This is a genomic window from Enterobacteriaceae endosymbiont of Donacia simplex, from assembly GCF_012568645.1.
Taxonomy (GTDB): Bacteria; Pseudomonadota; Gammaproteobacteria; order Enterobacterales; family Enterobacteriaceae.
The window spans coordinates 329,372-352,801 of record NZ_CP046192.1 but is presented as its reverse complement, the minus strand read 5'-3'; the positions used below and the strand labels follow the sequence as shown (position 1 = coordinate 352,801).

Annotated in this window: 24 protein-coding genes, 4 tRNA genes, 2 rRNA genes and 1 other RNA gene; 21 read left to right on the top strand and 10 right to left on the bottom strand. The window is 24.4% G+C overall.

Annotated elements, in window-relative coordinates:
• The first annotated feature begins 25 nt into the window (after positions 1-25).
• From GJU00_RS01750 to crp, 7 genes are all read left to right on the top strand, one after another.
• A 23S ribosomal RNA gene (locus tag GJU00_RS01750) occupies positions 26-2,959 on the top strand.
• A gap of 57 nt (positions 2,960-3,016) precedes the next feature.
• Positions 3,017-3,133: ribosomal RNA gene (gene rrf / locus GJU00_RS01745) — 5S ribosomal RNA — on the top strand.
• A 52-nt stretch (positions 3,134-3,185) separates the two neighbouring features.
• Positions 3,186-3,258: transfer RNA gene (locus GJU00_RS01740), tRNA-Thr, on the top strand.
• A gap of 54 nt (positions 3,259-3,312) precedes the next feature.
• Positions 3,313-3,394: transfer RNA gene (locus tag GJU00_RS01735), tRNA-Tyr, on the top strand.
• A 35-nt stretch (positions 3,395-3,429) separates the two neighbouring features.
• A tRNA-Gly gene (locus GJU00_RS01730) sits at positions 3,430-3,500 on the top strand.
• Between the two features lie 51 nt (positions 3,501-3,551).
• Positions 3,552-3,625 (top strand) — tRNA-Thr (locus GJU00_RS01725).
• Between the two features lie 55 nt (positions 3,626-3,680).
• Entirely contained in the window at positions 3,681-4,310 is a 630-nt protein-coding gene (crp, locus tag GJU00_RS01720; RefSeq protein ID WP_168893589.1) for a cAMP-activated global transcriptional regulator CRP, read from the top strand.
• A 28-nt stretch (positions 4,311-4,338) separates the two neighbouring features.
• Here the strand turns inward: crp and trpS are convergent, their stop codons facing one another.
• The 10 genes from trpS to rpsF all read right to left on the bottom strand — a co-directional run bounded on the left by trpS (position 4,339) and on the right by rpsF (position 12,445).
• On the bottom strand, positions 4,339-5,334 hold the full coding sequence (gene trpS / locus GJU00_RS01715) for a tryptophan--tRNA ligase (protein ID WP_168893588.1): 996 nt from the start codon (positions 5,332-5,334) through the stop codon (positions 4,339-4,341).
• A gap of 47 nt (positions 5,335-5,381) precedes the next feature.
• A complete protein-coding gene (gene rpe, locus GJU00_RS01710) occupies positions 5,382-6,050 on the bottom strand; it encodes a ribulose-phosphate 3-epimerase (protein ID WP_168893587.1) in 669 nt (222 codons plus the stop codon).
• A 42-nt stretch (positions 6,051-6,092) separates the two neighbouring features.
• On the bottom strand, positions 6,093-7,190 hold the full coding sequence (aroB, locus tag GJU00_RS01705; RefSeq protein WP_168893586.1) for a 3-dehydroquinate synthase: 1,098 nt from the start codon (positions 7,188-7,190) through the stop codon (positions 6,093-6,095).
• An 18-nt stretch (positions 7,191-7,208) separates the two neighbouring features.
• Entirely contained in the window at positions 7,209-7,733 is a 525-nt protein-coding gene (aroK, locus tag GJU00_RS01700; RefSeq protein WP_168893585.1) for a shikimate kinase AroK, read from the bottom strand.
• A gap of 289 nt (positions 7,734-8,022) precedes the next feature.
• The gene (gene htpG, locus GJU00_RS01695) at positions 8,023-9,906 is read right to left on the bottom strand and encodes a molecular chaperone HtpG (RefSeq protein WP_168893584.1); all 1,884 of its coding nucleotides are present in this window, start codon (positions 9,904-9,906) and stop codon (positions 8,023-8,025) included.
• Between the two features lie 75 nt (positions 9,907-9,981).
• A complete protein-coding gene (gene dnaX, locus GJU00_RS01690; protein ID WP_168893583.1) occupies positions 9,982-11,085 on the bottom strand; it encodes a DNA polymerase III subunit gamma/tau in 1,104 nt (367 codons plus the stop codon).
• A 37-nt stretch (positions 11,086-11,122) separates the two neighbouring features.
• Positions 11,123-11,217: signal recognition particle sRNA small type (ffs, locus tag GJU00_RS01685), an RNA gene on the bottom strand.
• A gap of 74 nt (positions 11,218-11,291) precedes the next feature.
• Positions 11,292-11,744, bottom strand: a complete 453-nt coding sequence (gene rplI, locus GJU00_RS01680) for a 50S ribosomal protein L9 (protein WP_168893582.1) — start codon at positions 11,742-11,744, stop codon at positions 11,292-11,294.
• 58 nt (positions 11,745-11,802) lie between these two features.
• Positions 11,803-12,030, bottom strand: coding sequence for a 30S ribosomal protein S18 (gene rpsR / locus GJU00_RS01675; protein WP_168893581.1), 228 nt, complete (start codon positions 12,028-12,030; stop codon positions 11,803-11,805).
• A 49-nt stretch (positions 12,031-12,079) separates the two neighbouring features.
• Positions 12,080-12,445, bottom strand: a complete 366-nt coding sequence (gene rpsF, locus GJU00_RS01670) for a 30S ribosomal protein S6 (RefSeq protein ID WP_168893580.1) — start codon at positions 12,443-12,445, stop codon at positions 12,080-12,082.
• Between the two features lie 139 nt (positions 12,446-12,584).
• On the opposite strand from rpsF, the gene ung reads away from it, so the two are divergent.
• The 14 genes from ung (at position 12,585) to rplA (ending at position 23,429) form a co-directional block, all read left to right on the top strand.
• Entirely contained in the window at positions 12,585-13,274 is a 690-nt protein-coding gene (ung, locus tag GJU00_RS01665) for a uracil-DNA glycosylase (RefSeq protein ID WP_168893579.1), read from the top strand.
• Positions 13,275-13,457: 183 nt separating this feature from the next.
• On the top strand, positions 13,458-14,576 hold the full coding sequence (gene asd, locus GJU00_RS01660) for an aspartate-semialdehyde dehydrogenase (RefSeq protein WP_168893578.1): 1,119 nt from the start codon (positions 13,458-13,460) through the stop codon (positions 14,574-14,576).
• Between the two features lie 148 nt (positions 14,577-14,724).
• Entirely contained in the window at positions 14,725-15,570 is an 846-nt protein-coding gene (gene fkpA / locus GJU00_RS01655) for an FKBP-type peptidyl-prolyl cis-trans isomerase (RefSeq protein ID WP_168893577.1), read from the top strand.
• A 78-nt stretch (positions 15,571-15,648) separates the two neighbouring features.
• Positions 15,649-16,044, top strand: a complete 396-nt coding sequence (tusD, locus tag GJU00_RS01650; RefSeq protein ID WP_168893576.1) for a sulfurtransferase complex subunit TusD — start codon at positions 15,649-15,651, stop codon at positions 16,042-16,044.
• A complete protein-coding gene (tusC, locus tag GJU00_RS01645; RefSeq protein WP_168893575.1) occupies positions 16,044-16,400 on the top strand; it encodes a sulfurtransferase complex subunit TusC in 357 nt (118 codons plus the stop codon). Before tusD ends, tusC begins: the two co-directional genes overlap by 1 nt.
• A gap of 18 nt (positions 16,401-16,418) precedes the next feature.
• Positions 16,419-16,718 carry a sulfurtransferase complex subunit TusB gene (gene tusB, locus GJU00_RS01640; protein ID WP_168893574.1) on the top strand — a complete coding sequence of 100 codons (300 nt, stop codon included), beginning with the start codon at positions 16,419-16,421 and terminating at the stop codon, positions 16,716-16,718.
• A 57-nt stretch (positions 16,719-16,775) separates the two neighbouring features.
• Positions 16,776-17,147, top strand: coding sequence for a 30S ribosomal protein S12 (gene rpsL, locus GJU00_RS01635; RefSeq protein WP_168893573.1), 372 nt, complete (start codon positions 16,776-16,778; stop codon positions 17,145-17,147).
• A 63-nt stretch (positions 17,148-17,210) separates the two neighbouring features.
• Complete coding sequence (rpsG, locus tag GJU00_RS01630) at positions 17,211-17,681, top strand: 30S ribosomal protein S7 (RefSeq protein ID WP_168893687.1); 471 nt, start codon at positions 17,211-17,213, stop codon at positions 17,679-17,681.
• Positions 17,682-17,841: 160 nt separating this feature from the next.
• Positions 17,842-19,959, top strand: a complete 2,118-nt coding sequence (gene fusA, locus GJU00_RS01625) for an elongation factor G (RefSeq protein WP_168893572.1) — start codon at positions 17,842-17,844, stop codon at positions 19,957-19,959.
• A gap of 51 nt (positions 19,960-20,010) precedes the next feature.
• Positions 20,011-21,195, top strand: a complete 1,185-nt coding sequence (tuf, locus tag GJU00_RS01620; RefSeq protein ID WP_168893571.1) for an elongation factor Tu — start codon at positions 20,011-20,013, stop codon at positions 21,193-21,195.
• Between the two features lie 141 nt (positions 21,196-21,336).
• The gene (secE, locus tag GJU00_RS01615) at positions 21,337-21,723 is read left to right on the top strand and encodes a preprotein translocase subunit SecE (RefSeq protein WP_168893570.1); all 387 of its coding nucleotides are present in this window, start codon (positions 21,337-21,339) and stop codon (positions 21,721-21,723) included.
• A gap of 2 nt (positions 21,724-21,725) precedes the next feature.
• Complete coding sequence (gene nusG, locus GJU00_RS01610; RefSeq protein WP_168893569.1) at positions 21,726-22,271, top strand: transcription termination/antitermination protein NusG; 546 nt, start codon at positions 21,726-21,728, stop codon at positions 22,269-22,271.
• 24 nt (positions 22,272-22,295) lie between these two features.
• On the top strand, positions 22,296-22,724 hold the full coding sequence (rplK, locus tag GJU00_RS01605) for a 50S ribosomal protein L11 (protein ID WP_168893568.1): 429 nt from the start codon (positions 22,296-22,298) through the stop codon (positions 22,722-22,724).
• Between the two features lie 3 nt (positions 22,725-22,727).
• Positions 22,728-23,429, top strand: a complete 702-nt coding sequence (rplA, locus tag GJU00_RS01600) for a 50S ribosomal protein L1 (RefSeq protein ID WP_168893567.1) — start codon at positions 22,728-22,730, stop codon at positions 23,427-23,429.
• The last annotated feature ends 1 nt before the right edge of the window (position 23,430 follow it).

Genomic DNA, 23,430 nt, shown 5'->3' with positions numbered 1-23,430 from the left:
TTTATTAAACGATTGTGGGTTGTAAGGTTAAGTAAATAAGCGTATATGACGGATGCCTTGGCAGTCAGAGGCGATGAAGGACGTGTTAATCTGCGAAAAGCATCGATAAGTTGATTTAAAACATTATTAGTCGGTGATATCCGAATGGGGAAACCTAATATATATAATTATATATTATCGTTGTTTGAATAAATAGAATAACGAAGTAAACCAGGAGAACTGAAACATCTAAGTATCCTGAGGAAAAGAAATCAATAGAGATTTCCTTAGTAGTGGCGAGCGAAAAGGAAAAAGCCCAGAGATATATATAATTATTATGTTAATAGAAATAACTGGAAAGTTATACAATATAGGGTGATAGTCCCGTATATTAAAATATAATAATTATAATCTCAACGAGTAAAACGAGACACGTGAAATCTTGTTTGAATATAGGGGGATCATCCTCTAAGGCTAAATACTACTGACTGACCGATAGTGAACTAGTACCGTGAGGGAAAGGTGAAAAGAACCCCGGTTAGGGGAGTGAAATAGAACCTGAAATCATATACGTACAAGCAGTAGGAGCATTTTGAAAAAAGTGTGACTGCGTACCTTTTGTATAATGGGTCAGCGAGTTATATTTTGTAGCAAGGTTAACTGTATAAGGAAGCCGTAGGGAAACCGAGTCTTAAAAGGGCGTTTTAGTTGCAAGATATAGACCCGAAACCCGGTGATCTAACCATGAGCAGGTTGAAGGTTTGGTAATGCTTACTGGAGGACCGAACCGACTAATGTTGAAAAATTAGCGGATGACTTGTGGTTAGGGGTGAAAGGCCAATCAAACCGGGAGATAGCTGGTTCTCCCCGAAAGCTATTTAGGTAGCGCCTCGTGTAATTCATATTCGGGGGTAGAGCTCTGTTTCGGTTAGGGAATCTTCCAGATTTACCAATCCGATGCAAACTTCAAATACCGAATAATGTTATCACGGGAGACACACAGCGGGTGCTAACGTCCGTTGTGGAGAGGGAAACAACCCAGATCGCTAGCTAAGGTCCCTAAGTTATAATTAAGTGGGAAACGAAGTGGGAAGGCAAAAACAGCCAGGATGTTGGCTTAGAAGCAGCCATCATTTAAAGAAAGCGTAATAGCTCACTGGTCTAGTCATCCTGCGCGGAAGATGTAACGGGGCTAAATTATACACCGAAGCTGCGACAATAAAGATTTATTTATTGGGTAGGGGAGCGTTCTGTAAATTGTTGAAGATAAATTGTGAAGTTTGTTGGAAAGATCAGAAGTGCGAATGCTGACATGAGTAACGATAAAATAGGTGAAAAACCTATTCGCCGAAAGACTAAGGGTTCCTATCCAACGGTAATCGAGGTAGGGTAAGTCGACACCTAAGATGAGGCTGAAAAGCGTAATCGATGGACAACAGGTTAATATTCCTGTACTCATTATTATTGCGAAGGGGGGACGAAGAAGGTTAAATTAGCCAAGTGATGGTAGTCTTGGTTTAAGCGTGTAGATGAATTATTTAGGAAAATCCGAATAATTATAAACATTGAGGCGTAATAACGAGATACTTTACTGTATTTAAGTAATTGATACCCTGCTTACAGGAAAAGCCTCTAAGCTCTAGATAATATTGAATCGTACTCTAAACCGACACAGGTAGTCAGGTAGAGAATACTAAGGCGCTTGAGAGAACTCAGGTGAAGGAACTAGGCAAAATAGTGCCGTAACTTCGGGAGAAGGCACACTGATTGTAGGTAGAGAGATTTACTTTCAAAGCTGAAATCAGTCTAAGATAATAGCTGACTGCAACTGTTTATTAAAAACACAGCACTGTGCAAACACGCAAGTGGACGTATACGGTGTGACGCCTGCCCGGTGCCGGAAGGTTAATTGATGGAGTTATTATTTTAATAAGAAGCTCTTGATCGAAGCCCCGGTAAACGGCGGCCGTAACTATAACGGTCCTAAGGTAGCGAAATTCCTTGTCGGGTAAGTTCCGACCTGCACGAATGGCGTAATGATGGTCAGACTGTCTCCACCTGAGACTCAGTGAAATTGAAATTGCTGTGAAGATGCAGTATACCCGCGGCAAGACGGAAAGACCCCGTGAACCTTTACTATAGCTTGATATTGAATAATAAATATTAATGTGTAGGATAGGTGGGAGACAATGAAATATTAGCGCTAGTTAATATGGAGTCATTCTTGAAATACCACCCTTTAATATTTATTATTCTAACCTTGGCCCGTTATCCGGGTCAGAGACAGTGTCTGGTAGGTAGTTTGACTGGGGCGGTCTCCTCCTAAAGAGTAACGGAGGAGTACTAAGGTCAGCTAATCACGGTCGGAAATCGTGAGGTTAGTACAAAGGCAAAAGCTGGCTTAACTGTGAGAATGACAATTCAAACAGATGCGAAAGCAGGTCTTAGTGATCCGGTGGTCCTGTATGATAAGGCCATCGCTCAACGGATAAAAGGTACTCCGGGGATAACAGGCTAATACCGCCCAAGAGTTCATATCGACGGCGGTGTTTGGCACCTCGATGTCGGCTCATCACATCCTGGGGCTGTAGTAGGTCCCAAGGGTATGGCTGTTCGCCATTTAAAGTGGTACGCGAGCTGGGTTTAGAACGTCGTGAGACAGTTCGGTCCCTATCTGCCGTGGGCGTTGGAAGATTGAAAGAATTTGCTCCTAGTACGAGAGGACCGGAGTGAACGTATCTCTGGTGTTCGGGTTGTTATGCCAATAGCATTGCCCGGTAGCTAAATACGGAAAAGATAAGCGCTGAAAGCATATAAGCGCGAAACTTATCTTAAGATTAATCTTCCCTGAATTTTTGTTAATTATTTACAAAAATTCCTTAAGGGACGTTAAAGACTATGACGTTGATAGGCTGGATGTGTAAGCATAGTAATATGTTGAGCTAACCAGTACTAATAAACACCCGTGAGTCTTAACCTTACAACACCAGAATCGTTTAGATTTAATTATTAATTATTTATAACTTAATTAAATATTCCTGGTATAAATAACGCAATGGTACCACCTGAATCCATTCCGAACTCAGAAGTGAAACGTTGTAGTGCCAATGGTAGTGTGAGGTTTACCTCATGTAAGAGTAGGTAAATACCAGGATATAAATCTTAAAGTATTTATAAAATATATATTTTTTTATAAAAAATAATATGCCGGCTTAGCTCAGATGGTAGAGCAACTGACTTGTAATCAGTAGGTCACCAGTTCAACTCCGGTAGCCGGCATGTATATTTTTAAATATATGTTAAAAAAAATTTTATTTGTTCAGATATTCAAACGGTGGGATACCCAAGTGGTTAACGGGAGCAGACTGTAAATCTGTCGTCAAAGACTTCGAAGGTTCGAATCCTTCTCCCACCATAATTTTTATATAATAAATATTATATATGTTTATAGCAGACATCGTATAATGGTATTACTTCAGCCTTCCAAGCTGGTAATACGGGTTCGATTCCCGTTGTCTGCTTAAATAATTTTTTTAATCATAGAATATTAATAATAATTTATATATATTTTGGCTGATATAGCTTAGAAGGTTAGAGCACATCCTTGGTAAGGATGAGGTCCCCAGTTCAATTCTGGGTATCAGCATATTTTTTATATTGTTTTATTTATAAGGAAAAGATAATGGAAGGAGATATTATTAATGTTTCTTAAGTTACCAAAAGATTCTACGTTAGAATGGTTTCTTTCTTATTGTCATATTAATAAATACCCATCTAAAATGATTTTAATTAAACAAGGAGATATTTCTAAAAATTTATATTATATATTAAAGGGTATTGTTATTGTTTCTATTAAAAATAAAAATGGAAAAGAAATTATAATTAATTATCTAAATTCAGGTAATTTTATTGGTGAAATTGGTATTTTTAATAATTCTTATAAAGAAATTACATTAATAAAATTAAAAACAGAATGCGAATTAGCAAAAATTTCATATAAAAAATTTTTTAATTTAATTAAAATTAATAATAATATTATTATGAAAATTTCTTCACAAATTGCTAATAAGTTAAAAACTACGTTTAAAAAAATAAATAATTTAGTTTTTTTAGATGTTACACATAGAATTTCTAAAACATTATTAAATTTAGCAAAATCTCCAGAAGCAATAACTCATCCGGATGGTATGCAAATAAAAATAACTAGACAAGAAATAGGGAAAATTGTTGGTTGTTCTAGAGAAACAGTAGGTCGTACTCTTAAAATATTAAAAAAACGTAATTTAATTTATGCTCATGGTAAAACAATTGTTATTTATGGAACTAGATAATTTATTATATTATTTTTTATCAAGTTTATTATATATCTAAACCAATAACATTGGTTACTTTTTGTAAAGTAATGTCAGCATATTTTTTTGCTTTTTCTGCTCCATTAATAATAATACTTTTTAAATATTTTTCATTTTCTCTATAAAAAAAGTATTTTTTTCTTAATCTATTTAAAAATAAACATAAATTATTAATAATTGATTTTTTAAAATAATTATAATTTTTATTTTGAAAATCTTTTTCTAATCTTTTTATAGAACATTTAGTTATATTAGATAATATAACTAGTAAATTAGAAATACCTGGTTTATTTTTTAAATCATATTTTATGATAGGAGGATAATTAGAATCAGTAATTGCATTTTTGATTTTTTGTTCAATTATAAAATCATTATCAAATAAACTAATAATATTATTTTTATTAAAATCAGATTTAGACATTTTTTTATTAGGATTTATTAATGATTTAATACATGCTCCATTATAGTTAAGTATTTTTTCTGGAATAGTAAATATGTTTCCATAAATTTTATTAAATCGAGAAGCAATATTTCTAGTTAATTCAATATGTTGAATTTGATCTTTACCTACTGGGACCTTATTGGTTTGATATAATAATATATCTGCTGCCATTAATATGGGATAATTAAATACACCAACATTAATATTTTTATTTAAAAATATTTTTTCTTTAAATTGGATCATTCTTTGAATTTCTCCAAAATTAGTAAAACAATTTAAAATCCAATTTAACTGAGAATGTTGAGGAACATGAGATTGTATAAAAATAATACTTTTTTCAGGATTAATCCCACATGCTAAACACATAGCTAAAATATCTAATATGTTTTTACTTAAAATAGATTTTTTTTGATGTATAGTTAAAGAATGCAAATCAGCTATACAATAAATACAAAAATATTTTTTTTGTAATTCTTGCCATTGTTTTAAAGCTCCAATATAATTACCTAAAGTTAATAATCCTGTTGGTTGTATACCACTGAATATTATTTTTTTTTTCATAATGTTTTTTATAACTATGTAATAATTTTAAAAATTAAATATTTATTTTAAAATATAGTATTTAATTTTAATCTTATATTTTTTATAGTTTTATAATATGGTATTTTACTTTTAAATATAGCTGAACCTATTACAAATACATTTGCTCCAGAAATAGCTATTTTTTTTATATTATTGATGTTTATTCCTCCATCTACTTCTAATAAAATGTTTTTTTTATGAATAATTTTTTCAACTTGAATAATTTTTTTATAAATGTGACTTAAAAATTTTTGTCCTTCAAATCCGGGATTAACAGACATAACTAATATTAAATCTAATTTATGTATTAAATATTCTAAACAGTTTAAAGAAGTAGAGGGATTTAATGCTAATCCTGCTTTACACCCATAATTTTTTATTAATGAAATACTTTTATCTAAATGATATGAACTTTCTGGATGTATAATAATACTATTTGCTCCTGATTTGATAAATTCAATTATTAAATTATCTATATTTTGTGTCATTAAATGTACATCAATTATACATTTAATTCCATTTTCTCTTAAGGATTTTAAAACTAATGGGCCAATAGTTAAATTAGGTACATAATGATTATCCATAACATCAAAATGTATAATATCAACTCCAGCTTTCAGAACATCCTTAATTTCTTTACCTAAATATGTAAAATTAGCAGATAAAATAGATGCAGCAATTAAATTATTTTTCATTTTATTAAATTCATTATTATAAATAATTATTTTAAAACTATATTAAAAAATTAAATTTTTATTTTCGTTAATAGCATCAGAAATAATTTTTTCCGAAATATTTCTATATATAATTACTTTACCAATTTTAACTGGGATAATAATATTAATTTGATTTTTATTTATTTTTTTATCCCTATAAATATGTTTAAAATATTGTTTTATATTCATATTATTTGGACTTTGAATTGGTAAATTACATTTTTTTAATAAATTAATAATTCTTATTACATCATTATTATTTATTAAATTAAGTTTTTTAGATGTTAAAGAAGCAATAACAATCCCAACTGATATAGCTTCTCCATGTAACCATTTACCATAGCCTAATTCAGATTCAATAGCATGTCCATAAGTATGTCCTAAATTTAATAATGCTCTTTTGTTTTTTTCATATTCATCTTCATAAATAATTTTAGATTTTAATTTACAACATTTATTTATACAATAAAGTATAGATTTTTTATCTAAATTAAATAATTTAATAATATTATTTTCTAACCAAGAAAAAAATTTTTTATCAAAAATAATACTATATTTTATTACTTCAGCTAAACCTGAAATAAACTCTCTTTTTGATAAAGAGTATAAACAACTTAAATTAATTAATACAATATTAGGTTGATAAAAACTACCTATCATATTTTTTCCTAAAATATGATTAACAGCTGTTTTCCCACCTATAGAAGAATCTACTTGTGCTAATAATGTTGTAGGTATTTGTATAAATTTAACACCTCTTTGATAACTAGATGCAACAAATCCAGTTATATCACCTATTACGCCTCCTCCTAAAGCAATAAGAGTAGTATCTCTATTATGTAAATTTTGAAGTAATGCTGTAAAAATAATATTTGCAGTAATTAATGTTTTATATTTTTCACCATCAGGAATAATAACATGGTCTATCCTTACACCAATATTATTGAATTGATTAAATATTTTTTTAAAATATAAAGAAAAAATTATTTTATTAGTTACAATCATAACACTATCTCCCTTTTTTAAAAAAGATAAAGATAATGGTTTATCAAATAAATTAAAATCTATAATAATAGAATATTTATGTTTTTCTGTTGAAACTAAAATATTTTTTCCCATATATAATATTATATCCTTTTAATTTTTTTCTAATAAGTTAATTAATTGATTAGCAACAATTTTAGCACTTTGTTCATCTGTTTTAATTATAATATCAGCAATTTCATTATATAAATGATTTCTTTTTTTAGCTAATTCTTCTAATATTTCTTTAGCTAATTTATTTTTATTTTTTAATAAAGGACGTTTTTTATCTCTTTTAGTACGATTTAATTGTTTTTCTATAGTAGTTTTTAAATATACTACAATACCTCTAGAAGAGAGAAATTTTCTTGTTTCCTTTGATTGAATAGAACCTCCTCCAGTTGCTAATATAATTCCTTGTTTTTTAGTTATTTCATCAATAATTTTCTTTTCACGTTTTCTGAAACCTTCTTCTCCTTCTACATCAAATACCCAATTTATATCAGCGCCTGTACGACGTTCAATTTCTTGATCTGAATCAAAAAAATCCATTTTTAATAAATTTGCAAGATGACGTCCAATTGTACTTTTTCCTGCTCCCATAGGGCCTATTAAAAATATATTTCTTTTTTCTGCCATTTTTTTATATTATTAATTTATTAAAATTGTAAATAGAATTCTTATTCTTTTTAAATAAAAAGATAAGATATATATATTTTATATGAAATTTATTTAAAAACATTTCATATATTTTTATTAAATCATAAAATGATTTTTTAAAATAGTAAATAGTTTATTATAAATAAAATATAATTTTTATAAAAATGAAGTAAAATTTTAATAAAATATTATTTTAATTAAATAAAAAATAAATGTTTCTTATATAAAAGATAAGATAATTATTAAGATAATTATCTTATCTAAATATTTATATTTTAGATAAAAAAGTATTTATACGATTAATAAATTTATGTGGATTATCTAAAGTACCTTTTTCTGCTAAAATTGCTTCTTCTAATAATAAAAAAATAAATTCAGAAAAATATTTTTCATCTTCTATTTTTAATATTTTTTGTATTAAAATATGGTTTGGATTTAACTCAAAATTATATTTTATTTCTGGAGTTTCTTGTCCTGCGGCAGCAAATAATTTTGCCATTTGAGTACTCATTTCATTTACATCTGTAGTAACAATAGCAGGTGTATTAATTAATCTATTTGTTAATTTTACTTTTTTTATTTTAGTTCCTAATATTTTTTGGATTTTTTTTAAAAAAGGTTTAAATTTTTCTTTTGTTTCATTTTTTATAATATTATCTTTATTTTTAATAAATTCGTCTAATGAATCATCTTGTTTACTAATAGATTGAAAATTTTTACCTTCAAAATCAGTAATATAACTCATCATCCATTCATCAATATGATCTATTAATAATAAAACTTCAATACCTTTTTTAGAAAAGAATTCTAAATGAGGACTGTTTTTTGCAGAAATATAGTTATCTGATGTTAAAAAATATATTTTATTTTGTCCTTTTATCATTCTTTTTGAATATTCATCTAAAGATATATTTTGTTCTGCATCATTATTATATGTTGAAGAAAAACGTAATAATTTTATAATAATATTCTTATTACTTATGTCTTCTGCTGGTCCTTCTTTAAAAACTAAACCAAATTTTTTCCAAAAATTATTATAATTATTTTGATTTTTACTAAGATTCATTAACATATTAAGAACTTTTTTTGTTAATGTTGTTTTCATATTACGAATAATATTATTTTTTTGTAAAATTTCTCTTGAAATATTTAAAGGTAAATCATTAGAATCAACTAGACCTCTTATAAATCTTAAATATTTAGGTAATAATTGTTCTGCATCTTCCATAATAAAAACTCTTTGTACATATAATTTTAATCCATTTTTATAATCTCTATTACGTATGTCCCATGGAATATTTGAAGGAATATATAATAAACTAATGTATTCTTGTTTACCTTCTACATGATTATGACTCCAAGTCATTGGATCAATATTATCATATGTTAACTGCTTATAAAATTCTTTATATTCTTTTTCGCTAATTTCTGACTTATTACGTAACCAAAGTGCTTGTGCTTTATTAACTTGTTCCCAATAATATTTTTTTTCTTTATCATTATATATTTCTATTTCTATGGGTAAATTTATATGTTCTGAGTATTTATTAATTATTGTTTTTATACGCCAAGTATCTAAAAACTCATCACATTTAGGACGTATATGTAATATAATTGTAGTACCTCTTAATTTTTTATTAATATTAACTATAGAATAATTTCCTTCACCTGTAGATTCCCAAAATACACCTTCATTTATAGGAGAACCTGCTAATCTAGTTTTAACCGACACTTTATCAGCAACTATAAATGCAGAATAAAATCCTACTCCAAATTTACCAATTAATTGTGAATTTATTTCTGATTTTTTATCTGAAGATAAATTAAAAGATTTTATGAAATCTTTAGTACCAGATTTTGCAATTGTCCCTAAATTTGCAATTACTTCATTACGAGACATACCAATACCATTATCATTAATAATGATTAATCTTTTTTCTTTATTAACAGAAATTTGTACTTTTAAAATTGAATTATTTTCATATAAATCAGGATTAGATAAAGTTTTAAATTTTAATTTATCAACAGCATCAGAAGCATTAGAAATTAATTCTCTTAAAAAAATTTCTTTGTTAGAATAAAGTGAATGAATCATTAAATGTAATAATTGTTTGACTTCAGATTGAAAACTTTTAATTTCTTTTTTTTGCATAAATAATTTTCTCTTTTTTATATAAAATATTGAAATAAATTTAAATAGATATTTATTTTTATATTTTAAATTTAATTAATATTTATTAAAATATATTAATATTTCTAATATAATCATTTCAAAACCTATTTTAGGATTTGGTGCTAAATATAAATTTTTTTTACCTGTATTAAAAAATTTATATAGGAGTTTTAATTCATTTTCTGAAAAATTATTGAATATTTTTTGATAAAATATTACTATATTTTTTTCAAAATTTGAATTTTTAAAAAAGTCATTAGAATTATAATTTAAAATTTTAATTTTTAAAATATTATGTAATAATATCATTATTTCTGTAATAATATTATCCCAATTTACATTAAATATAGAAATTTTATCAATTAAATTAAAAATAAGATTATTTTTTTTTGTCTTAAAATTATATATTAGTAAAAATAAATATTTTTTTTTTACTAATCCTAACATTAAATATACGTTATCTATAGTTAACGAACCCATAGAAATTAATTGATCTGTTAAACTTAATGCATCACGCATACTACCATATGATATATTTGATAAAATATCTAATGCTTTTTCATTATATATAATTTTTTCTTGATTTAAAATTTTTTTTAATTGATTAAAAATAATATTTTTTTCTATTAATTTTAAATTAAATTGCATACATCTAGATATAATAGTTAGTGGTATTTTTTGTAACTCTGTTGTTGCAAATATAAATTTTACATATTCTGGAGGTTCTTCTATTATTTTTAATAAGGCATTAAAACTATGCTTTGATAACATGTGGAATTCATCAAAAATATATATTTTATATCTTCCTTTAACAGGAGGATAATAAATAATTTCTAGGATTTCTCTAATATCTTCTACTTTAGTTTTAGAAGCAGAATCTAATTCAATTAAGTCTAAAAAAGAATTATTTTTTATAGAAACACAATTATCACATAATCCACATGGATTTTGTGTTATACCTTGTAAGCAACTTAAACCCATTGCAAAAATACGTGCTATTGTTGTTTTTCCGACTCCTCTACTACCGGATAAAATCCAAGCAGGGTGAATTTTTTTTGTAGATAAACTATATTTAATAGCTTGGATTACGTGATCTTGACCAATAACGTCACTTAAAGACTGAGGGCGCCATTTTATAGCTAAAACATGAGAATTCATTTTTATGACATATATTTAAAAAAAATTAATTTAACAGAACATGACTATTTTTTTACACATATTATATTTACTACAGCTGCTTCCTTCCGGACCTGACTGATTTTATAAAATAATATTGTTTAAAATAATCATGTTCCATATGCAGTAATTATACATAAAAAATTATTAATTAGTCAATAATTTAATTTTAAATTAAATAAAATTTATTATTTATCATTTATTATATAAATTATTTTTTTCACTGAAACTTTTTCATGAAATTGAAAAAGAATATTATATTCTCCTATTTTTTTTAAACTTCCTTTAGGTAATTTTATTTCTTTTTTTAGGATATCAAATCCGATTTCTTTTAATTTTTTTATAATATCATTTTTATTAATTGATCCAAATAATTTTCCATTTTTTCCTGATTTAGCTTTAATTATTATTTTATCTATATAATTAAATTTTTTTAATTTTAATTTTGCTTTATTTAAAATATTTAATAATTTAGATTTTTTTTCTAAAAGTTTTTCTTTTAAAAAATTAATATTACTTTTTGTCGCAATAATACCTTTATTTTTAGGTATTAAAAAATTACGTGCATATCCAGGTTTAACATTTATAATTTGAGATTTTTTACCTAAACCTAAAATAGAATCTAATAAAATTATTTTCATTATTTAGTACTCTTTATAATTTACAATTTAATTAAAATAAAATAATAATTTTATAAATTTATTTATGATGATCAGTATAAGATATTAAAGATAAATATCTTGCTAATTTTATAGCTTTAGCTAATTGACGTTGATATTTTGCTTTAGTACCAGTTATTCTACTTGGAACAATTTTTCCACTTTCGGTAATAAAATTTTTTAAAATATAAATATTTTTATAATCAATTTCTTTAATCCCTTCTGCTGTAAAACGACAAAATTTACGACGACGAAAATAACGTACCATTAAATAACCTCTAATATTTATTAAACAAGTGTATTTATAGAAATTTATATTATATTGTTTTTATAACATCATTACGTTTTTCTTGAAATTCATCTCTTGATTTTAAAATACAAGACATATTTTTTCTTTCTGTTTTTGTTTTAATTATAAGATATCTGATAATATATTCATTAATTCTTAAACTTTTTTCAAGTTTTTTTATTATACTAATATTATTTAAGGTAATATTCATTAATATATAATGTGCTTTATGTAATCTAAGTATAGGATAAGATAATTGTCTTCTTCCCCAATCTTCAAACCTTGAAATAAAACCATCATTTTTTAAAATAAACTTTTTATAATATTTAATAATATTATTTATTTGATCACTTTGATTTGGATTAATCATTAAAATTATTTCATAATAGTTCATTTTTATACTCCTTAAAGTTATTTTTTTAATAAAATGTTAAAAAAAAGAATGAAAATATAAAAAATTTATTTTTATGAAAATATTATATAATATTTTTTTAAAATTACATAAATTTATATTTTACAAATTAAATATTATTATGCAAAATAAAAATTTTATATGGAAAAAATTTTTTCAACAAGAAAAAAAAAAAAGTTATTTTATAAAATTAATTAAAAAAATTAATACAGATATTGATAATAAAAAAATTATTTATCCTAAAAAAAAATATATTTTTAATATTTTTAAAAAAATAAATTTTAATAATTTAAAAGCAGTAATTATTGGTCAAGATCCTTATTATGGTATTAATCAAGCTAATGGTTTAGCTTTTTCAGTTATGCCTAATATAACTATTCCTCCTACATTAAAAAATATTTACAAAGCTTTAAAATTAGATATACCTGAATTTATAATTCCTAATCATGGATATTTAATAAATTGGGTTAATGAAGGAGTAATGTTATTAAATTCTATTTTAACTGTAGAACAAGGAAAACCTCAATCTCATTCGAATATTGGTTGGGAAATTTTTACAAATAATGTAATCAAAATAATTAATTATAATTACAACAACATTGTTTTTCTATTATGGGGGTCATATGCTAAAAAAAAAATAAATTTTATAACATCAAAAAATTTAGTTTTAACTACATCACATCCATCTCCTTTATCCTTTTATAAAGGATTTTATTTTTGTAAACATTTTTCTAAAACAAACAAATATCTTATTTTACAAAAAAAAAAACCAATTAATTGGAATATAAATAAAATAATTCCATTTGACTAAAAAATCATATTAAAAAAAAATTTATTATAGATATTTTAAATATTTTTTTTAATAAATTTAATAAATTATAAAAAATATCTATTTAAATATTTTATTATATTTAATATTTTAATATAAAACATATTTGTATATAACATTCACATGATAAATTAAACAAAAAATATAATTTTATAAGAGGTAATAATGAAAAATGTTGGTTTTATTGGTTGGAGAGGAATGGTAGGTTCGGTTCTTATAAATAGAATGTTAAAAAAAAAAGATTTTAATTATATTAATGCTATTTTTTTTACTACTTCTCAGCATGGAGAATACATTACTAATTTTAAAATAAAACATAAAAATATTAAGTTAGAAAATGCTTATGATTTTAAAAAATTATTTGAATTAGATATAATTGTAACTTGTCAAGGAAGTGAATACACAAACAAAATATATTTTAAATTACGTCAAATAGGTTGGAATGGTTATTGGATAGATGCTGCATCTAATTTAAGAACATTAGAAGATGCTGTTATTGTTTTAGATCCTATTAATTTGGAATATATACAACAAAAATTAAATATGGGAGTAAAAACTTTTGTAGGAGGAAATTGTACTGTTAGTTTAATGTTAATGGCTTTAGGTGGTTTATTTAAAAATAATTTAATTGATTGGATTTCTGTTTCTACATATCAAGCAGCATCAGGAGCTGGTGCAAAGTTTATGAAAGAACTTATTTTACAAATGCAATATATTTCTAAAAATATAAATAATTTAATTAAAAATAATTCTTTTAATAATAATATTCTAAATATAGAAAAAGAAATTTCAAAACAAATGTATTCTTCCGATTTTCCTAAAAATTATTTTCATGTTCCTTTAATTAATAATGTAATTCCATGGATAGATAAAAAAATAAATAATAGTGGACAAACAAAAGAAGAATGGAAAGGACAGTTTGAAACTAATAAAATTTTAAATACAACAAAAATAATCCCAATTGATGGATTATGTGTTAGAGTTGCTACTTTACGTTCACATAGTCAATCTTTTACAATAAAGTTAAATAAGAACTTATCTATAGATAATATTCATTATATTATTAATTCTAATAATAAATGGGTTAAGATTATACCAAATAACTTTAATGATACTATTAATTATCTTACTCCTTCTTTTATTAATGGTAAATTAGATATATTTGTAGGTAGAATAAAAAAATTAAATATAGAAAAAAATTGTTTCTCAATTTTTTCAGTAGGTGATCAATTACTTTGGGGAGCATCAGAACCACTAAGAAGAATGTTAAAATTATTAATTTAATTTTTTATAAAATTAATATTTCAGCTTGTTTTTTTATTTTATTAAAAGTAATATTTATATAAAATAAGATAATTTATTATCTTATTTTATATATATATATTATAATATATTATAATTTTTAATCTTACTAAAAAATTTTGGAGAAAAAATGAAATTTTTTACTAAAAAAGTATCAATATTTCTTATATTGATTTTAAGTATTGGATTAAATATATCTACTACAAACGCATTTACATTAAATAATGTATCTTGGTGGAATAGTAATAAATCTAAAAATATTATTAAAAAAAAAATAAAAAATCAAAAAAAAAAACAAAATATAGAAAAGAAAAAAAAAGAAATCTTTTTTAAAGATGATAATGATAAAATTTCCTATGCTTTAGGTGCCCTAATAGGAAAAAATTTAACTCATTCATATCAAATACAAAAAATATTAAAAATAATATTAAGTAGAAAATTAATTCTTCAAGGTGTATCTGATTCTTTAGATGGACAATATAAACTTTCTGATGATGAAATTGATAGAGTATTACAATTATTCGATTCAACTTTACAAAATATTAATACGCCAGATGAAATACAAAATGAATCAAAAATAAATAAAAAAATAGGCCAACAGTATATTAAAAAATTTTTAAAAAGAAAAAATGCTAAAAAAAGTAAAAGTGGATTAGTATATAAAATTAATAAAATAGGTTCTGGTAAAAAAATTACGAATAATAATCAAATTATTGTTGTTAAATATACAGGAAAATTAATTGATGGAACTGAATTTGATAGCACAGAACCAAATAAACCTTTATTTATTATCTTACAACAAGTGATAGATGGATGGAAAGAAGGTTTAAAATATATTAAAAAAGGTGGTAAAATAACATTAGTAGTACCTCCAAAATTAGCTTATGGCTCAGAAATTATTTCTGGAATACCAACTAATTCTACCTTAATATTTGAAATTGAACTTGTAGATATTAGAGATTCAATATCTAAATAATAAATATATTAAAATAATATATATTTAAGAAAAGAAATTATATTAAATTAACATAAGACATGTTTTTGGATTAATAATATGATTTTTGTAATATTAGTTACAGAAGCTCCATATAATAGTCAGAATTCTTATTCTGCATACTTATTTACTAAAGCAGTAATACAAACAAAAAATATAGTAAAAAATATTTTTTTTTATCGAAATGGAGTATGTAATGCTAATAAAAATATTAAATTTGATAATGATGGATTTAATTTACTTAATTCTTGGAAAGAATTAAGTATAAAACATCGTATTGATTTATATTTATGTATTTCTTCTGCTAAGAAAAGAGGTTTAATTTTAAAGGAAAAAAATAATTTTATTAATTTAAAAAAAAGAATTAATAATATTATTGATAGTAACTTTAAAATAACTACTTTAAGTACATTTACAAAATCCATATTAACTTGTGATCGTTTAGTTCAATTTTAATGAATAAAATAGCATTTATATTTTCAACATCTCCTTATGGAAATAGTCTTGGTAAAGAAGGACTTGATGCTGCAATATCTATATCCTCATTAACTGAGGATATAGCTTTATTTTTTATAGGAGATGGTATTTTACAAATACAAAAACAACAAAAACCAAAAGAATTTTTATTAAAAAATTATAATATTAGTTTTAGTATTTTACAATTATGTAATATTAAAAATTATTTTGTTTGTTCAAAATCTTTAAAACTATTAGGAATAAAAAATAATAGTTGGATTATACCAGTTGAAATTATAAATCCATTAGTATGGAAAAAAAAAATTAATAATTATAATATAATTCTTAACTTTTAATTAAATAAAATATTTTATATGTTATATACCTTATTTAGTTCTCCAACATCTTGTAATTTTTCTTTATTATTAAATATTTTAAATAAAAATGATAATTTATTATTAATTCAAGATGGGATATTAGCTGGATTAAAAAATAGTGTTTTTATGAAAAAAATTATTAAAAAAAAACGAAAAATTAAAATATTAATCTTTGCAATAAATGATGATATATTGGCCAGAGGTTTAAATTTAAATATTTCAGAAAAAATTATACGTATAAATTATAAAAAATTTGTTAATTTAATAATAAAAAATAAAAAACAAATAATATGGTAAGTATTTTAAATAAAAATATTTAAAAATAAATATAATTTTTAAAATTTAGGAAAAAATATGGCAACAATTAATCAATTGGTTAGAAAATATAGAAAACGAAAAATAATTAAAACAAATGTACCTGCTTTAAATTCTTCTCCACAAAAAAGAGGTGTATGTACAAAAGTATATACAACAACTCCTAAAAAACCAAATTCTGCTTTAAGAAAAGTATGTAGAGTAAGGTTAACAAATGGTTTTGAAGTAACTTCTTATATTTCAGGAGAAGGACATAATTTACAAGAACATTCTGTAATTTTAATAAGAGGGGGTAGAGTAAAAGATTTACCTGGAGTTAGATATCATACTATTAGAGGTGCTTTAGATTGTACTGGAGTAAAAGATCGTAAACAAGGTAGATCAAAATATGGAGCAAAAAAACCTAAATAATATTATTAAGTATTATTTTATTTATATTTATTTGAGTTTTATTAAAAAATGGAGTCAATTTCTATGCCTCGTAGAAGAATAATTAGTCAAAGAAAAATATTACCAGATCCTCAATTTGAATCAGATTTATTAGCTAAATTTATTAATATACTTATGATAAATGGTAAAAAATCTATTGCAGAGTCTATTGTTTATTCTGCATTAAATACAATAAAAAAAAAAATAGGTAAAAAAGAAATAGATATTTTTTTAAACGTATTAGAAAATGTAAAACCTATAGTTGAAGTAAAATCAAGAAGAGTAGGTGGTTCAACATATCAAGTTCCTGTTGAAATTAGACCAATAAGAAGAAATACTTTAGCTATGCGTTGGTTAGTTAATTCTGCAAGAAAAAGACATGAAAAATCTATGATTATAAAATTAACTAATGAATTATTAGATGCTTTGGAAAATAAAGGAAATGCTGTTAAAAAACGTGAAGAAATACATAAAATGGCAGAAGCTAATAAAGCTTTTGCTCATTACCGTTGGTAAGATATTAGATTAAAAAAAATTTAAATAATTTAAAATATAATGAATCAATTAATCAATAAAATATGCGTAGCTAAATCAATATTTAATATTTAATATTTTATTAAAATAATATTAATATAATTTTAAATTTTTTTATATAATAAAATAGAGGAATAAATATATGGGCCGTAAAACTCCTATAACAAGATATCGTAATATTGGTATTAGCGCACATATTGATGCAGGAAAAACAACTACAACAGAAAGAATTTTATTTTATACAGGAGTAAATCATAAAATAGGAGAAGTTCATGATGGTGCAGCTACAATGGATTGGATGGAACAAGAACAAGAAAGAGGAATTACAATTACTTCTGCTGCCACCACAACTTTTTGGACAGGAATGTTTAATCAATATAAATCACATAGAATTAATATTATTGATACACCAGGACATGTAGATTTTACAATTGAAGTAGAACGTTCTATGAGAGTTTTAGATGGTGTTGTTATGATCTATTGTGCCGTAGGAGGAGTACAACCTCAGTCAGAAACAGTATGGAGACAGGCTAATAAATATAAAGTGCCCAGAATTGCTTTTATAAATAAAATGGATAGAATGGGTGCAAATTTTAAAAAAGTAATTCAACAAATAGAAAATAATTTATTAACAGAAGCAGTTCCATTACAATTACCTATTGGTTCTGAACAACAATTTACGGGTATAATTGATTTAATACAAATGAAAGCTTTGAATTGGAATGAACAAGATCAAGGAATAAATTGTAACTATACCAGTATACCTTTAAATATGAAAAAAGAAGCTGAAGTTTGGAATCAAAAATTAATAGAAACTGCAGTAGAATCTAATGAAATATTATTAGAAAAATATTTAAATGGAAATAAAATTTCGATACAGGAAATTAAATCTTCTTTAAGAAAAAGAGTTTTAAATAATGAAATTACTTTAATAACATGTGGTTCCGCTTTTAAAAATAAAGGAGTACAAGCATTATTAGATGCAATAATTGATTATTTACCATCACCTAAAGATATACCTCCAATTCAAGGAATATCTAATAATAAAAAAAAAATTATAGTAACTCGTAATACTAATGATAAAGAACCGTTTTCTGCTTTAGCTTTTAAAATTGCTAATGATTCTTTTGTTGGGAATTTAACTTTTTTTAGAGTATATTCTGGAACTATTAGTAGTGGAGAAACTATATATAATTCTATAAAAAACCAAAAAGAACGTATTGGTAGAATTGTTCAAATGCATGCTAATAAAAGAGAAGAAATAAAAAAAGTATATGCTGGAGATATTGCAGCTGCTATTGGATTAAAAAATGTAACAACAGGAGATACATTATGTGATATTAATAAATGTATTATTTTGGAAACTATGGAATTTCCAGAACCTGTTATTTCTATTGCAATAGAACCTAAAACTAAAATAGATCAAGAAAAAATGGGTTTAGCTTTAAATCGTCTTATAAAAGAAGATCCTTCATTAAAAAGTTGGACAAATGAAGAAACAAATCAAACTATTATTGCTGGTATGGGAGAATTACATTTAGAAATAATTGTTGATAGAATGAAAAGAGAATTTAATGTATCTGCAAATATTGGAAAACCACAAGTTTCTTATAGAGAAACTATACAAAACACTATTACTAATATAGAAGGAAAATATATTAAACAAACTGGCGGCAGAGGACAATATGGGCATGTAGTAATAGATATTGCTCCATTAAAATCACAAAAAAATAATATAGGTTATTTATTTACTAATGATATAAAAGGTGGTGTAATACCTAGTGAATATATTTCAGCAATAGATAAAAGTATTCAAGAACAATTAAAATCTGGACCTATGGCAAGTTATCCCGTGGTCAATATTTCAGTAAGACTTCATTATGGTTCTTATCATGATGTAGATTCTTCTGAATTAGCTTTTAAATTAGCTGCGGCTATTGCATTTAAAAATGCATTTAAAAAAGCTAATCCTATTTTACTTGAACCTATAATGAAAGTAGAAGTTGAAACTCCCGAAGAATATATGGGAGATGTTATTGGAGATTTAAATCGTAGAAGAGGAATTATAGAAGGTATGAATAATATTCCTACTGGAAAAACTATACGTGCTTGTGTTCCTTTATCAGAAATGTTTGGTTATGCTACTGATTTACGTTCTTATAGTCAAGGAAGAGCTTCATATACTATGGAATTTTTAAAATATATTAAAGCACCTAATAGTATTGCAAAAATAATTATTGAATCTAGATCTAAATCATAAAATTTTAATAAGATTAAATATATATTAATTTATTTAGAAGGATATTAATCTGTGTCTAAAAAAAAATTTGAACGTTCTAAACCACATATTAATGTGGGTACTATAGGACATGTCGATCATGGAAAAACAACTTTAACAGCAGCAATAACTACTGTTTTATCTAAAAAATATGGTGGTTCAGCAAAAGCATTTGATCAAATTGATAATGCTCCTGAAGAAAAAGCAAGAGGTATAACAATAAATACATCTCATGTTGAATATGATACTAAAAACAGACATTATGCTCATGTAGATTGTCCAGGACATGCTGATTATGTAAAAAATATGATTACTGGAGCAGCACAAATGGATGGTGCTATATTAGTAGTTGCAGCAACAGATGGTCCTATGCCACAAACTAGAGAACATATTTTATTAGCAAGACAAGTAGGAGTTCCTTATATTATAGTTTTTCTAAACAAATGTGATATGGTTGATGATGAAGAATTATTAGAATTAGTAGAAATGGAAGTACGTGATTTATTAACACAATATAATTTCCCAGGAGATACTACTCCTATTATTCAAGGATCAGCTTTAAAAGCACTTGAAGGTGATAAAAAATGGGAAGAAAAAATTATTGAATTAGCAAATACTTTAGATACGTATATACCTAATCCTATAAGAGCAATTGATAAACCCTTTTTATTACCTATAGAAGATGTTTTTTCAATCTCAGGAAGAGGAACAGTAGTAACAGGAAGAGTAGAAAGAGGTATTATAAAAGTAGGAGAAGAAGTAGAAATTATAGGTATTAGAAATACTATAAAATCTATTTGTACTGGAGTAGAAATGTTTCGTAAATTATTAGATGAAGGACGTGCGGGTGAAAATGTAGGAGTTCTTCTTAGAGGAATTAAAAGAGAAGATATAGAAAGAGGACAAGTTTTAGCTAAACCTGGTTCAATCACACCACATATTAAATTTGAAGCAGAAGTTTATATCTTATCTAAAGATGAAGGTGGTAGACATACAGCCTTTTTTAAAGGATATCGTCCTCAATTTTATTTTAGAACTACAGATGTAACGGGGACTATAGAATTATCTTCAAATATTGAAATGGTTATGCCTGGCGATAATATTAATATGATTGTTACATTAATTTATCCTATAGCAATGACTAATGGTTTACGTTTTGCTATTCGTGAAGGCGGTCGTACAGTTGGGGCAGGAGTAGTTACTAAAGTTTTACAATAAATAATATGTATAAAAGAAGATAAGGGAAAATACTCCCTTTGATTCTTTTTTTTTAAATATTAAAATATTTAATAAATTATTAGTAAAGTTTCTTTATAATTTATATATTATTCTATATTAGTTTCTTTTGGTTAATATACAATGAATATTATAGAATTTAAAAAAAATATAAATAAATATATTACAGATATTGTAAAATGGTTTATTAGTACAATTTTATTAGTTATTATTTTAGTATTAAATTATAATTATCCAAATATAAATTTATCTATTCGTTTAATTTTATTGTTTTTTATATTAACATTAATAATATTTATTATTTCCTTTACAAAAAAAGGTAAAAAATTATTTTCTTTTATATATAATGCACGTATGGAAGCTCGTAAAGTTATATGGCCTTCTTATAAAGATACTTGGAATACATCATTAATAATAATACTAATTATTACAATAATTTCTATTATTTTTTGTATATTAGATAATTTTTTAATTTATTTAATATCATTTTTAACTGGAACGAGGTTATAATAATGAATAAATCTTTAAAAAAAAAATGGTATGTTATTCAAGCTCGTTCTGGTTTTGAACATCGTGTTGCTCAATCATTAAAAGAATATATAAAAATTCATAATATGGATAATTATTTTGGTAAAATTTTAGTTCCTACTGAAGCTGTAGTTGAAATACGTGGAGGACAAAAATATAAAAGTGATCGTAAATTTTTTCCAGGATATATATTAATTCATATGATTATGAAAGAATTAAGTTGGCATTTAGTACGTAGTGTACCTAAAGTTTTAGGTTTTATTGGAGGAAAATCTGATAATCCTTTACCTATTAGTGATAAAGAAGTAAATATAATTATTAATCGTTTACAGAAAATTGGAGATAAACCTAGACCAAAAACAATATTTGATCCAGGAGAAATAATTAGAGTAAAAGATGGACCTTTTTCTGATTTTAATGGAACAGTAGAGGAAGTAGATTATGAAAAAAGTAGATTAAAGGTATCTGTATCAATTTTTGGAAGATCTACTCCTGTAGATTTAGATTTTCGTCAAGTAGAAAAAGGATAAATGTTAATTAACTGAGATATATGTATGGCAAAAAAAATTAAAACTTATGTAAAATTACAAGTACCTGCTGGTAGTGCTAATCCTAGTCCTCCTATTGGACCAGCATTAGGACAACATGGTGTTAATATTATGAATTTCTGTAATATTTTTAATTCAAAAACTAGTAATTTGGAAAAAGGTATTCCTATACCAGTAGTAATTACAATTTATGTTGATAAAACTTTTACATTTATTACTAAAACTCCTCCAGTATCTGCAATGATAAAAAAAATGCTTGGAATTAAAAAAGGATCAAATAAACCAAAAATAGAAAAAATTGGTACAATTACACAAGATCAAATTCGTAAAATTGCTGAAATAAAATATATTGATATGACTGGAGTAAATATTAAATCTATGATGTCTTCTATAAAGGGTACCGCTCTTTCTATGGGATTAATTATTGAGGATTAAATAATGGGAAAATTAACAAAACGTATGGATTTAATGTTTAAAAACATAAATTTGAAAAATCAATTTTCTATAGATAATGCTATTAATAATTTAAAAAATTTAAGTAAAGTAAAATTTATTGAAAGTATTGATATTGCTATTAATTTAGGTATAAATACAAAAAAAACAGAACAAAATATTAGAGGAAGTGTTTGTTTACCTAATGGTACTGGGAAACAAGTAAGGTTTGCAGTTTTTGCTAGTGGAAAAGAAGCAATTAAAGCAAAAGAATTAGGAATAAAATTAATTGGAATGAATGATTTATCAACAAAAATTATTAATGGTGAAAAAAAATTTGATGTAGTAATATCTACACCAGAAGCAATGGACATTGTTAGTAAATTAGGACCTATTTTAGGACCTAAAGGATTAATGCCTAATCCTAAATTAGGTACAATAACAAATGATATATCTAAAACAATAAAAAAAATACGTAATGGACAAATTAATTTTCGTAATGATAAAAACGGTATTATTCATGCTAGTATAGGAAAAATTAATTTTGAAAATAATAAAATTAAAGAAAATTTACAAACTTTATTAAAAAGTTTAAAAAAATATAAACCAACACAATTAAAAGGTAATTATATAAAAAAAATATACATATCATCAACTATGGGACTCTCTATAGAAATTACAAAAGATTGTATAAATTTGGTAAATTAAT